At 68.8% G+C, this 13652-nt stretch carries 8 protein-coding genes; 2 read left to right on the plus strand and 6 right to left on the minus strand.

From position 1 onward, the window contains the following. Positions 1-22: 22 nt before the first annotated feature. The 3 genes from QHF85_RS22175 to QHF85_RS22185 all read right to left on the minus strand — a co-directional run bounded on the left by QHF85_RS22175 (position 23) and on the right by QHF85_RS22185 (position 3912). Positions 23-1315 carry a protein kinase gene (locus QHF85_RS22175; RefSeq protein WP_281329262.1) on the minus strand — a complete coding sequence of 431 codons (1293 nt, stop codon included), beginning with the start codon at positions 1313-1315 and terminating at the stop codon, positions 23-25. A 98-nt stretch (positions 1316-1413) separates the two neighbouring features. Further along, positions 1414-1713, minus strand: coding sequence for a hypothetical protein (locus QHF85_RS22180; RefSeq protein WP_281329263.1), 300 nt, complete (start codon positions 1711-1713; stop codon positions 1414-1416). Between the two features lie 84 nt (positions 1714-1797). Then, positions 1798-3912 (minus strand): ATP-grasp domain-containing protein, encoded by a 2115-nt coding sequence (locus QHF85_RS22185; protein WP_281329264.1) that lies wholly within the window; start codon positions 3910-3912, stop codon positions 1798-1800. A gap of 151 nt (positions 3913-4063) precedes the next feature. On the opposite strand from QHF85_RS22185, the gene QHF85_RS22190 reads away from it, so the two are divergent. Next, on the plus strand, positions 4064-6376 hold the full coding sequence (locus QHF85_RS22190) for a UvrD-helicase domain-containing protein (RefSeq protein WP_281329265.1): 2313 nt from the start codon (positions 4064-4066) through the stop codon (positions 6374-6376). 328 nt (positions 6377-6704) lie between these two features. On the opposite strand, the gene gpmA is transcribed toward QHF85_RS22190, so the two are convergent. After that, positions 6705-7451, minus strand: coding sequence for a 2,3-diphosphoglycerate-dependent phosphoglycerate mutase (gene gpmA, locus QHF85_RS22195; RefSeq protein WP_348652753.1), 747 nt, complete (start codon positions 7449-7451; stop codon positions 6705-6707). Between the two features lie 167 nt (positions 7452-7618). Between gpmA and purU the strand changes: the two genes are divergently transcribed. Continuing rightward, a complete protein-coding gene (gene purU / locus QHF85_RS22200; protein WP_281329267.1) occupies positions 7619-8515 on the plus strand; it encodes a formyltetrahydrofolate deformylase in 897 nt (298 codons plus the stop codon). A gap of 801 nt (positions 8516-9316) precedes the next feature. Here purU and QHF85_RS22205 read toward each other — a convergent pair. After that, complete coding sequence (locus QHF85_RS22205) at positions 9317-10780, minus strand: SEC-C metal-binding domain-containing protein (RefSeq protein ID WP_281329268.1); 1464 nt, start codon at positions 10778-10780, stop codon at positions 9317-9319. A 118-nt stretch (positions 10781-10898) separates the two neighbouring features. Then, a complete protein-coding gene (locus tag QHF85_RS22210) occupies positions 10899-13643 on the minus strand; it encodes a hypothetical protein (RefSeq protein WP_281329269.1) in 2745 nt (914 codons plus the stop codon). Positions 13644-13652 lie beyond the last annotated feature (9 nt).

Consider the following 13652-nt stretch of genomic DNA (forward strand, 5'->3'; position numbering starts at 1 on the left):
GTTCGTCGGGGCTCGTGCTCGTCTAGAAGCCGAGGACGTCTTCCTTCGTGTTCGTCTTGTTTCCGCTGCGGATCTTCGGGCCTGCGCCCGCGTCGGGGGTGCTCGGCGCGGGCGGCGCGCCTGCGTCGTTCGTCGTGGCGGGCGCCGTGACGGGCGCGTTTGGCGCGGGGATCGTCGCGGCGCTCGGAGGGCTCACGGGGGCAAGCTCGCTCGCGGCGGGGCGGACCGCGGAGGGCGTCGGGGCCGGCGGGCCTGGGTCACGCCCCTTCACGATCCACACGGCACCGACCACGCCGATGAGCAGCACCGGGAGCACCGCGAGCGCGATGGTGAGCGCGCGCCGCGAGCTCGGGTTCGAAGCTCCGCTCGACCACGCCGTATTTCGCCCCGTCGGCTCGACCCGGCCCGACTGCATCATCGAGCCGAGCGGCACCGTCGCCGCGCCTCCGCCTTGGCTGCGCAGGAGCACGAGCGAGAGCCCCTCGGCGAGCTCGCGCGCGGACTGGAACCGTTCCTTCGGCTCGCGTTGCGCCGCGCGCGCGAACCACGCGTCGAAGCCGACGGGCACGTTCCGCGCGACCTGCGACGGGATGGGCAAGGGCGCCGAGCAGATCCGCATGAACAGCTCGCCGAGCGTGCTGCCCGAGAAGGCGCGCACGCCCGTCACGCACTCGAACGCGATCATCGCGAGCTGCCAGAGGTCCGAGCGGTAGTCGAGCTCCTTGCCGAGCACCTGCTCCGGGCTCATGTACGCGGGCGTCCCGAGCACCGTGCCCGCGTGTGTCTTCAGGTGCGGATCGTGGCCGCCGTCGGCCGTCTTCGCGATCCCGAAGTCGAGGATCTTCACGACCTCGCGGCCCTCCTCGACGGAGAGAAAGACGTTCTCCGGCTTGAGGTCGCGATGCACGATGCCCTGCTTGTGCGCCTTCTCCAGCGCGCGCGCCATCTCGCGGAAGATCCGCACCGCGTCCGACGCGGGCAGGACGTGCGTGCGGCTGAGCCGCTTCGCCAGGCTCTCGCCTTCGAGCAGCTCCATCACGATGTACGCGACGTGCCCCTGCGCGCCGTGATCCATCGTCTGGACCACGTTCTCGTTCTTCAGCCTCGCCGCGGCGCGCGCCTCGTGGAGGAAGCGCGCCATCGTCTCCTGCGGGTTCTGCGACGACGCGAGATCGACGAGCTTCACCGCCACGGTCGTGCCGAGCGACGTGTGCTCGGCGCGCCAAACTTGCCCCATGCCGCCGGCCCCGATGGGCGTGGTGAGGCGATATTTCCCCCCGATGATCGACCCTTCCGCCCAGGGGCTCGGCCTCACGCTTTGGAGCTCGGGTTCAGGGGGTCTCACGGCGGAGACCAAAGTCTAAACCAGGACACGCGGAAACGGGAAACACCGCGTGCGTGGTTCCGTCCGATCTAGCGCGAGCTGCCGCTCATCCGCATGGGCACCTGGGCCGCCGGGCCCTCGGGCGGCAGCGTCTCGCGCACCTCGATCGAGCGCGTTTCGTCGTACTCCGGCTCTCCTCCGACCGACAACGAAGGCCAGTCGGGAAAGTAGGTCCCCGGCGCGATCACCACGGCATACGTGGGCGGCTCGGGCGCGAGGGGCGCCTCGGCCGCGCGTCGCGCCGCACCGCGCCCACAGCCCACGACCGACGCGGCGAGGCCACACGCGAGCGCGAGCAGGGAGAACCGACGCCTGGCCGAAGATCCCATGCCCGGCCCCACGCAAGGCGCGGGCCGGGGCGGTGTGCAGGACGTGCGCGACTGAATTCCGGCCAGTCGGGACGGATGTTTCGATCAGGACCCGTTGGCCTTCGCGGAGCCCCCGTTCGCCGGGAGGAGCGGGAGCAGCCCGTGCGCCTGGGCCGCGGGCGGGACCTGCACCAGAGGCGGCGCGGCTGCGGCGCGCTCGCCGCGGTACCGCTTGATGCAGCCGGCGAGGATCTCGCCGATGAGCGTCCGGAAGTCCATGCTCGCGACCTTGCCGATGACGCAGAGATCGCTGAAATCCGGGGTGAGACCGGGCAGCGGGTTGCACTCGATCACGTACACCGTGCCGTCCTTCGCCATGCGCAGGTCGATCCGCGCGACGTCGCGGCAGTGCAGCGCGAGGAACGTGTCGCGCGCGATCCTTTCGATCCGTTTGACCTCCGATGAAGTGAGGTTCGCAGGGCATTCGAAGCGCACGAGCTTCGTGCCCATCTGCTTCTCCTCGAAGCCGTAGACCGGGTGCGCGGGCGGATCGACGAACACGACCTCCATCGGCGGCAGGACCCGCGGGCGGCGATCGCCGAGCAGGCCCACCGTGAACTCGCGGCCGTCGATGTACTCCTCGACGAGCGCCGGCTGCCCGTACCGCTCGACGAGGATCTTCGCCGCGGCGCGCGCGCTCGCCTCGTCCGGCACCACGGACGCGCTGCTGATCCCTTTCGACGTGCCCTCCGCGTTCGGCTTGACGATCACCGGGTAGCGGAAGGGTTTGAGCTTCTCGCGGCCCGTCGTGAGCACCTGCCACTCGGGCGTCTCGATCCGCGAGGCGCGCAGGATCTGCTTCGTGAGGCCCTTGTCGAGGCAAAGCGAGAGCGTCGTCGGATCGCTGCCGCTGTAGGGGATGCCGAGCAGCTCCAGCATCGCGGGCACCTGCGCCTCGCGGCCGCGGCCGCGCACGCCCTCGGCGATGTTGAAGACCACGTCGGGCTGCGCGGCGAGCAGCCGGTGCGGCAGATCCGGCTTCGCTTCGAGCGGGATCACCGTGTGGCCGAAGCTCTCGATCGCGTTCGTGATCGCGTCGATCGTCTGCGGCGAGTCGAACTCGGCCTCCGCGTCGCCGCCGTCGCGCTTCATGTTGAACGTGAAGCCCACGCGCAGCGCGGTCTTCTTCGGGCGGCGATGCGTCGCGCCGTCGATGAACTGCGACATGCCCCGACGCTTGCACGCGCTCCGCACGATCGAGCGGATCACGCCGTCGAAGTCGAAGCCGCCCTTCCTCGCCGCGACGAACATCGCCGCGCTCGGATCGAGCGAGGGCAGCGCGTCGACCTCGAGGAAGTGGATGTCGTAGCCCGTCTGCGGCGACCCCGGGGCCACGCGGAACTCGCAGCGGCCGAGGTCCTTGAGATCGAGCGCCCGCACGATCCTGCGCGTCAGCGCCTGGATGCGATCGAGCACCGCCGTCGGCAGCTCCGCCACGCGGAGCGTCACGTGCTCGGGCCGCACGTTCTTCAGGTGGAAATCGTAGACGTTGTAAAGGTTCGAGTACCGAGGATCGATCACGTACTCGACCGGATCGAGGATCCCGTCGCTGCCGAGGCCTTCGATGAACGTGCACGACACGTCCACGCCGCGCAGGAAGCGCTCGACGAGCAGGCCCGCGGGGAAACGCGCGAGCTGCCGGTCGACGACCTCGGCGAGCTCGTGCCCGTCCTCGCAGACGCTGAAATCGCCCGAGATGCCCTTCGACGAGCCCTCGAAGTTCGGCTTCACGATCACCGGGAACGTGATGTCGTCGAGCGCGCCGCCCTCGATCGCCACGCGCGTCACGAGCCGCGCGCGGGGCGTCGGCACGCCAAAGCCCGCGAGCGTGCGCTTCGTGAGCGCCTTGTCGAGCGTCAGGCAGAGCGTGTACGCGTCCGAGCCCGTGTACGGGAAGCCGAGCTCGTCGAAGAGCGCGGGGTAAAACGCCTCGCGCGTCTTGCCCTTGTGCCCCTCGGCCATGTTGAACACGAGGTCGGGCGAGATCGATTCGATCCGCGCGATGACGCGCGAGGCAGGGCCGGAGACCTCGACGCGCTCGACCTCGTGGCCTGCGCGCACGAGGGCCCCTTCGATCGCGTCGATGGTCGCTGGACTGTCGAACTCCGCCTCCTCGGGGGAGCCGGTGATCTTGAGGTTGTAGGTGAGCGCGATGCGCATCTTTGGAAAGGAGGGTGCCGAAGGAGAGGGGGGATGTCGCGGGTTTTTCGACGAAAAATCTGGCTCGGCGACCGCGTCATGCGAGCGGACGGACGCTGCGTCAAGCGTCTGGGACTCCCGTCGCGCGGAGGCACGTGCTACGGCCCCGTGCGTGACGGAATTGGTCGCCTTTCCTCCGCCGACGTTCCCTGAACCGGCGGACGAGCTCAACGAGCCCCAGGCGCGGGCGGTGGCCCACGCCGAGGGCCCGCTCGTCGTGTTCGCGGGCGCGGGCAGCGGCAAGACGCGCGTCATCACGTATCGCATCGCGAACCTCCTCGCCGGTCACCGCGTGCCGCCGTACCGCGTGCTCGCCGTGACGTTCACGAACAAGGCGGCCGGCGAGATGCGCCGCCGCATCGCGAGCCTCGCAGGCGACGAGATCGCCAAGGAGCTCTGGATCGGCACGTTCCACGCGACGTGCGCGCGCCTGCTCCGCCGCTTCCACGAGGCCGCCGGCATGGAGCGCAACTTCGTCATCTACGACGACTCCGATCAGCGCGCGGTCGTCGCGCGGGTGCTGAAGGAGCTGTCGCTCGACGACAAGCGCTACCCGCCGCGGCAGGTCCTCTCGCGCATCCACAAGGAGAAGCAGGAGGGACGCGGCCCCGACGCCTTCGAGCCGCAAGGCTTCTTCGACGACGCGATCCTCAAGGTCTACGAGGGCTACGAGCGGTACCTCCGCAAGGCGAACGCCGTCGACTTCGACGACCTCATCCTCTCGGTGCTCCGCATCGCCGAGGATCCGAAGAGCCTCGCCGGCGAGGATCTCCGCGCGCGCTTCCGGCACGTGCTCGTCGACGAGTTCCAGGACGTCAACCAGGTGCAGTACCGCCTCGTGCGCGCGCTCGCCGCGAGCCGCAACCTCTGCGTCGTCGGCGACGACGATCAGAGCATCTACCGCTGGCGCGGCGCCGACGTGCGCATCGTCCGGAACTTCCGGCGCGACTTCCCCGACGCCGCCATCGTCAAGCTGGAGCAGAACTACCGGTCCTCGGGCAACATCGTCCGGGCCGCGCTCGGCGTGATCAAACCCGCGAAGGATCGCGAGCCGAAGGACCTCTGGACCGCGCGCGACAGCGGCGAGCCCGTCGTCGTCGTGGCCGCGCAGAACGAGCACGACGAGGCGGCGTGGGTGGCCGATCGTGTCCGCGAGGCCCAGGCACGCGGCGTCCCGCTCGGCGAGGTCGCGATCTTCTACCGCGTGCACGCCCAGTCACGCGTGCTCGAAGAGGTCCTGCGCGCCGAGCGCATCCCGTACCAGATCGTCGGCGGAATGCGCTTCTTCGAGCGCGCCGAGGTGAAGGACCTGCTCTCGTACCTGCGCATCCTCGACAACCCGAAGAGCGACGTCGACCTCGAGCGCATCATCAACGTGCCATCACGCAAGATCGGCGGCGCCACGCTCGATCGGCTCACGCAGGTCGCAAACGCGCTCAACGTGCCGCTCTACGAGGCAATCCTGCCCCTCACGGACCGCGGCGGCCTCGGCACAGCCGCAAAGAAGAGCCTGCTCGCCTTCCGCGACCTCATCGAAGGCCTGCGCGAAAAAGCCGCCTCGGCGCCACCGAGCGACCTCGCGCGCGAGGTGCTCGAACGCACGGGCTACGCGCGGATGCTCGACGATGACGACAGCGCCGAGAGCGACGCGCGCAAGCAAAACCTCCAGGAGCTCGTCGGCTCGATCCTCGATTACGAGGCCGAGGCCGCAGCAGGGGGCGAGGTCGGCACGCTCTCGGGCTACCTCGAGCGCATCACGCTCTCGAGCGACATCGACGCGCTCGAAGACGCGCCGCGCGTCTCGATGATGACCGTGCACGCAGCCAAAGGCCTCGAGTTCGACACCGTCTTCATCACGGGCATGGAGGACGAAATCTTCCCCTTCAAAGGCCCCGATCCCAAGCGCAACGAGGACATCGAGGAGGAGCGCCGCCTCGCCTACGTCGCCGTCACGCGTGCCCGAGAGCGCCTCTACGTCACCCACGCAGCGCGGCGCATGATCTTCGGCAACACGCGCTTCGGCGTGCCAAGCCGCTTCATCGCCGATTTCCCCGTCGCCTCGGTAAAACCCCTCATGACAGCCGCAGCATCGAGCGAGCGCTCGTTCCGCGACGGCTACCGCGACGAACCCGCGCGTCCACGAGGACCCTGGGTGCACCCCATGGATCGCGGCACCGAAGCGCCCGCGCGCCCATTCTCCCCACATTCCACGCCCGCCCGCGCGCCCGGCGAGCGGTACATCGAGCGCGAGCCAGCCGAAGCCTCCAGCGAAAGCGGCCTCGCACGCGGGGCGCGCGTCATGCACGAGAAGTTCGGCGTCGGCGCCATCGTCGACGTCGACCCCGGCGACGACCCGATCGCCACCGTAAAATTCTCCGGCTGGGGCGTGAAACGCATCAAAGCCCGATTCCTCCGCACCGAGTGACCCTCGCAATGAGGCGTCGCGCCGGGGCGCTGCCCCGGACCCCGCGGGGGCTATCCGCCCCTCGACCCGGACCAGGGCCAGCCCTGGACCTCAGGGGGAAGAACTGCGCAATGCGCAGTTCTTCCCACAGGCCGGTGGTACCGCGTTGCCAGTCGAAGCGTCAGCGCCGCTGTTTTGGTTGGCAGGGTCGTCGCTGGTCTTGACCCGGCTGTTCGATGAACTGCGCATTGCGCAGTTCATCGACCCCGAGTCCAGCGCTTGCGCTGGTCCGGGTGCAGGGGCGGATAGCCCCTGCTGGGGCCTGGGGCAAAGCCCCAGCGAAACGCCTCTACCGTGCTTTGATCTGATTCGCGACCGCTTCGGCCTTGGCCTTTGCGGCCTCCTCGTCGCCGAGGTACCGGCGCGAGATGGGCTTCAGATTCGCGTCGAGCTCGTAGAGCAGCGGAACGCCCGTCGGGATGTTCAGCTCGACGATCTCCGAATTGGAAATGCCGTCGAGGTGCTTTACCAGCGCGCGGAGGCTGTTTCCGTGGGCTGCGATGATCACGCGCTTGCCGCTGCGGATGGCGGGTGCGATGTCGGACTCCCAGAAGGGGAGGAACCGGGCCACCGTGTCTTTGAGCGACTCGCTTGCCGGCAGCTCCTCCTTGCGGAGGGACGCATAACGTGGATCTTTTCCGGGCCAGCGCGGGTCGTCTTCGGTCATTGCCGGCGGCGGCGTGTCGTAGCTCCGGCGCCAGACCTTCACTTGCGCCTCGCCGTGTTTTGCCACGGTCTCGGCCTTGTCGAGCCCTTGCAGTGACCCGTACATCCGCTCGTTCACCCGCCAGCTCTCGGTGACGGGGATCCACATCCGATCGAGCTCCTCCAGCACGATCCACAGCGTCTTGATGGCGCGCTTCAGCACCGACGTGTACGCCACGTCGAACGTGAGCCCCTCGGCTGCGATCATTTGCGCGGCGCCGCGCGCCTCCTCGACGCCTTTTTCGCTGAGCGGCACGTCGACCCAGCCGGTGAAGCGGTTTTCCTTGTTCCACTGGCTCTCGCCATGGCGGAGGAGGACGAGCTTGTGCATCGCGTTCTTCCCTTCAGAGAGCTGCATCCGACCTCACAACGAGGCCGCTCGGGGGCATGGCGCGGCCCTTCTCCGGCGTCAAGCGTCTCGTCCCGAGCGGACGCCTCGCCGCGATGCGTCGATCCCGCTCGCCTTCGAGGCGTTCTTCGGGTATCGCAGGCGATCCGATGAGCTCCACCGTTCATGCCACGTTCCTCGTCGCCGCGCCCGATCAGCCCGGCCTCGTCGCGCGCCTCGCTGGCTTCTTTTACAACGCCGGCCTCAACATCATCGACGCTGGCAACCACACCGACGTCCACGTCGAGGGGGGCCCGCGGTTCTTCATGCGGATGGTCGTCGACGTCTCGGGCCTCTCCGCCCCTGCGGCGAGCGCGGCGCTCGGTGGCTCCTCGACCCGCGCGGCCCTCGAGCGCGCCTTCGGTGACCTCGTCCAAACCCTCTCGGCGACCTGGTCCGTCCGCTACGGCGACCAGATCCAGCGCGTCGCCATCCTCGTCACGAAGGATCCCGCCTGCCTCTATGACCTCGTCCTCCGGCAGCGCTCGGGCGAATTGCCTTGCGAGATCCCGCTCGTGATCTCGAATCACCCCACGCTCGAGCCCGTCGCCGAGAGCTTCCGCATTCCCTTCTTTTGCTTGCCCGTCACGCCCGACACGAAACGCGAGCAGGAGAAGCGCATCCTGGAGCTCTGCCGGCGCCACCACGCGGATCTCGTCGTGCTCGCCCGGTACATGCAGGTCCTCACCGAGGACTTCCTCACCGAGGCGCCGCCCGTCATCAACATCCACCACGGCTTCCTGCCGGCATTCCAGGGCGCCAAACCTTATCACCAGGCCCACAACCGCGGCGTGAAAATGATCGGGGCGACAGCCCATTACGCGACGAAGGACCTCGATCAGGGCCCCATCATCGAGCAGGACGTCGCGCGCGTCACGCACGCAATGGGCCCCGACGAGATGTCCCGCACCGGCCGCGACGTCGAGCGCGTCGTGCTCTCGCGGGCCGTCCGCGCGCACCTCGAACGACGCGTCATCGTCGAGGGGCGGCGGACGATCGTGCTTTGATGGCGGCGTAGCGCCGGGGCGCTGCCCCGGGCCCCGCGGGGGCTGTTCGCCCCTCGACCCGAACCAGGGCCAGCCCTGGACGTCTGGGCATCGACTGCGCGAAGCGCAGTCGATGCGGGGAAAGTTTTTGAAGCTGTCCGCCCCCTCTTTGCAGGGCCAGCCCTGGACCTTTGATGGAAGAACTGCGCGGTGCGCAGTTCTTCCACAGGCCGGTGGCAAGACCGTGGAGGCGCGGCTCCGCGCTGTCGACGGGACCCTCGCCGTCTTGGCGAGCAGGGTCGTTGCCGGTCTTGAATCGGCCCGTTCGATGAACTGCGCGTTGCGCAGTTCATCGACCCCGAGTCCAGCGCTTGCGCTGGTCCGGGTCCAGGGGCGGAGAGCCCCGGTGGGGTCTGGGGCAAAGCCCCAGCGAAGCGCCGAGCGCGAGATCGAGCACGGCGCGTGCGTGATCGAAGGGGAGGGCTCCGTGATCGCGCCAAGCGAGCGCGAGATCGAGCACGGCGCATGCGTGATCGAAGGGTGGGGTCTCTGTGATCGCGCCCGGCGAGCGCGAGATCGAGCACGGCGCATGCGTGATCGAAGGGTGGGGTCTCCGTGATCGCGCCCAGCGAGCGCGAGATCGAGCACGGCGCATGCGTGATCGAAGGGTGGGGTCTCCGTGATCGCGCCCGGCGAGCGCGAGATCGAGCACGGCGCATGCGTGATCGAAGGGTGGGGTCTCCGTGATCGGCCTCGGCGCGACCGTGATCGACGTCCGAGGTGCCCGTCGGCGAAGCCCCCCGGCCCCGTGCGGCGCACCCTTCAGGGAACGTCGAGGCACTCTGCGGCTCGCTTCTCGGCCCGCTCCGCCTCCTTCTCCTCGCAGCATCGCTTGTACTTCTTCCCGCTTCCGCACGGGCACGGTCCTTGGCGGGCAGGGCCCTCGGCTGGCGCCTGCCTCCGGCCGGGCCCCAGGTGATCGCGCATCGCGCGCAGCACGTTGAGCGTGAGCTCCGGCCGGAAGGGCTCGTGGACCGCTGCGAGGGCGGCGCGCGGCAGGTAAAGCGCCTCCGGCGCGGCACGCACCGCCCATGGGATGATCGTATAGAGCCACGTTAATGCATCCGCGATTCCCTTCGAACCGCGCAGATAACACTGGAGCGTGTTCGCCGCGACCGCGCACGCGAGATCCTCGGGGACATCCGCCGCCCGCTCGTACCGGAGGGGGCCCGCGGGCCTCGATTTCATGATGAGCACCCAGAGGTGCGCGCCCAGGTCACGCACGCAGTCCTGCCGCGCCTCGGGTGTGTCGCGCTCCATCTCCGCGATGGCGCGGGCAATCTTCCGTATCGCGCGCGTGACCTTGCCGTGCTCCGTGTCTCTCCACTTCTCCGGGATGTCTGCGCCGAGCGCCTTCTCCGCCTCGGCGCGGAGCCGCGCGTGGCGCATGCCGATCGCGAGGACCCCGAGCGCGCCGTCGATGTTTTGCAGCTCGCTCTCCGCTTCCTGGTAAAACCGTTTGTACCTGCTGAGCAGGGGCTTGCCGACCCGGGCCGTGGCCCAGGCGCCGCGGATCGCGAAGGGCAAGAAGCCTTGCCGCGTGGCGGGCCAGGAGAACGTGGTGGTCTCGCCGAGCAGCTCGAGGAAGCCCGGGGGAAAGGTCTCGCGGCCGTCGAGGGTCGCGAGGATGGCGAAATGGCTCATGGCCCAGAGCGTTCGCCAGTACGCGTAGAGCGTGTCGTCGTAGGCGGGCTTCGGCTTGTCGGTCTTGCGCAAGAGCGGCAGGAGGGTCTTGCGTGCGTCGTCGAGCGCGCATCCGGCGTGGAGGTAGAGGCGCAAGAACTCGGAGGCGTAGAGCGGCTGGAGCGCGGAGATCGCGACGAACTCCTCGCGCGAAAGCTCGTCGGCGGCCTCGTAGATGCGCCGGAGCAAGCCCTGGACGCCTCGCGCCCCGACGAGCGCCTTTGCGGCTTCCATACGCTCGCGGAGCTCGCCGACCTTGGCGGAGATCCCGTCGATTTGCCCGCGCGTGACCACGGGCAGGTTCGAGACCTTCATCCCCTCGCCGAGGCAGGTGACGAAACGCCCGTCGCGCGTGACGATGAGGAACGGCCCCTCGTCTGGGTGATCGAGCGATAACGCGACACGCTCGGCATTTTCCGGGACGCGGGCGCGGTCGAAGATGTACCGGAGCAGGGCCTCGTCCCGGTAGAGGGAGAGCGCGAGCTCGACGTGCGGGAGGGAGACGCGATCGAGCCGGGAGAGGAAGTGATGAGCGTGCCCCATGGAGACCATGAAAAACACAAATCGCGGCGACGCAACAAGGAAATGCAAGGAGGGCCCGCTTCACCGCGGTGCAGGGGGCGGACAGCCCCCTGCTGGGGGGCGGGGCGACGCCCCGCGCTCAGGGCATCCCGATCGCGAGCACCTTCAGCTCCGAGATGTTCACCTTGTTGAACCGCCCGCTCTGACCGCCCATGCCGTTGTACGAGGCGAAATGGGCGAAATCGCTCATGTTGCCCGAGCCGGCATCCTCGCGAATCACGATCGAATAGGTCTTTCCGACGACGAGATCGACGGGCACGAAATTCGAGTCGCGCCAGTCGTCCCAGGTCACGAGGTGCGGCATCGTGAGCTGCCCGCTGCCCACGAGCGTCGCGCCGTCCCAGACCTCGATGGCCTTCACGCCGCAGGTGATGCCCGTCGTGTAATCGCCGGCGCCGTTGCCGGCCGTCACCTGCAAGAGGTGCCGCCCCGATTGCTTCGCCGTCACGTTCGCCACCGTGATCGTGTGCCCGGGATCGCCCCAGTTCTCGTAATGCCAGCGACCGTGGTTGAAGACGAGCGTGCCGCCCGACGCCGAGAAGCTCTGCTGCGCACCGAACGACTGGATGCGCGTGTTGCTCGGCCCCCAGTAACACCACGGCCGCGCGCGCTGCGAGGCGTTGCCTGACGTCTTGAAGATGGCCTCCACCGTGTAGCAATACGTCCGCGTCGCGTGCTCCGCGCTCCCCGTGTCCACGTACGACGTCGTGCCGCCGGGCAGGTTCTGCGCGATCCGCGTCCCGTCGCGATACACGTTCAGCGTCACGTCGTTCGCGTTCTCTGCCACCGAGAAGTTGATCTGCACGCGGTCGTTCGTGATTCCGCCGCTCGTGATCGAGGGCGTGCGCGGGCCGAACACGTTCTTGTAATCGGCGACCTCGGCGTCCCCGAGCGACGTGATCCCCTTCGCCTGTGGCGCGCCCGCGCCGAGCTCGATCTCGAACACGCTGTCTTGCCCGAGCGCCGCCGCGTCGACGAAGCCCGTACCCACGTCCTGCCCGTCGAGCCGAGCCGCGGTCACGTCGAGCAGCCCATTGTCCCCCGACGCGGCCGGGAGTTTTACCTTCACCGAGATTCGTTTCCCCTTGTACCGCACGCCCGACAGCGTGATTTCATCCATGCCGGAGAACAGCGAATTCCTGAGCCCTCGCGTGATCTTCGGCGCGAACCGGATCCCCGTCTGCGTCGCTTCCAGCCCGAAGATCACGTCGTGCACGACCCCGACGAACCCGGCCACGCTCCAGAGCTGGCGCTGCGAATTGACGACAGGCCCGCTCATCGGCCCTTCGTCCTTCCAGTTCGCCCCGGTCACGGCCTCGAAGTTCTCCATGTTGGAGAGGTTCAGCGCAGCGCCGCGCACGAGCGAGCGCACCGCGTGATCGATCGCGTCCGCGTTGCCCGCCTTCGCGGCGGCCTTGGCCCAGAACGCCGTCACGAACGGCCAGATCGCGCGGTTGTGATAGATCCGCGTGTCCTGCTGCTGCGGCCAGATCACGGGCGCGCCCTTCGGCAGGTGCGGATATCGCGCGACGATCTCCTCCGCCTCGGCCTTCGTCGCCACGTCGAACAGCACCGCGAACGCCGAGCCCAGGAGATCGTATTGCAGCGTCGGCGCCGGATCGAGATACGTCGTGACGAACGTCGAATACATCTGCCGCTCCGGCAAGAAGAGCCTCGCCCGGATCGCGTCCCGGAGCGCCGAGGCCCAGCCCGCGTATTTCTGGCTCGCCGCCGCGTCCCCCTTCTCCTCCGCGAGCTTCCCGGCCACCTCGAGCATCACGAGGTGCCCGATGTTCGTCCCGAGCGACTTGCTCATCCCGATCTGCACCGTGTCCGTGGCGACCCACGCGGGATACGTCTGCTCGCGCCAGTCGAGGAACGATTGCTCTCCGCGATAGAGCCCGTCGGCCTTGTCCCACACGACGAGCCGATCCCGCTCCGCCGTGTTCACGATCGCCTCGTAGGCGAGGTCCCGGAATGCCGTCCGCTCCGCCCCATCGAGGTGCTTGAGCAGCTCGAATGCGCCCATCGCCCAGACCACGCGGTCCGAGGACATCGGATAACTCCCGCCCGTCCCCGTATCCTGCACGATCTCGCGCTTCGTCCCGTCGCGCCGCGGGCTCGTCTTGAACTCCATCGAGTTCCGCGCCCGCGTCGGATCGAGCAGCGAGAGCCCGAGCGCCACCGAATACGACGTATCCCGCGTCCAGACGTATTTCCAGAGCCTCCCCGTCTCGAAGCAGCCGCCTTGCGGGCAGGGGAGGGGGTTGCCACCATTGAAGGCATAATCGCTGATCGCGGAGACCGAACATTCGCGCGCCTCCTCGACGGCGAGCGCGTACAGCGCGTCGAGCATGTCGTGGCCCGTTCGCAGCACGGGTTGTCCAGGCACCTCCACGACAGAGCGCGGGTTCGCCGGATGGTTGTCGCGCAGCGGCCCCGTCGTCGAGAGCACGTACGTGCGCGCGCAGCTCGCCGCATCCTCGACGACGACCGTGGCCTGGTTCGGCGCGTCGTACCAAGTGCCCGTCCCGGACGCGGGCGTCCCCGTCGGCGGCACGCATTCGGCGCTCGCGCCGCCGCTGCCCCCGACGCCGCCGCTGCCGCCGCTGCCGCTGCTGCTGCTCGCGCTGCCGCCGCCGCTTCCGCCGCCGCTCCCGCCCGCGCCGCCGCTGCCGCTGCTGCTCGCGCTTCCGCTTCCCGAGCCTGTTCCGAGGGTCGTCCCCGAGGTCGTACTGCCCAATTCATCACCTCCGCATCCGACGGCCGCGAGCGCGGCGAGGGAGACGAAGCAAGAGCCCAGGGTGTTGCGAAGCACGCTCATGATGAGAAA

Source organism: Polyangium sp. 6x1, assembly GCF_029946515.1.
Taxonomy (GTDB): Bacteria; Myxococcota_A; Polyangia; order Polyangiales; family Polyangiaceae; genus Polyangium.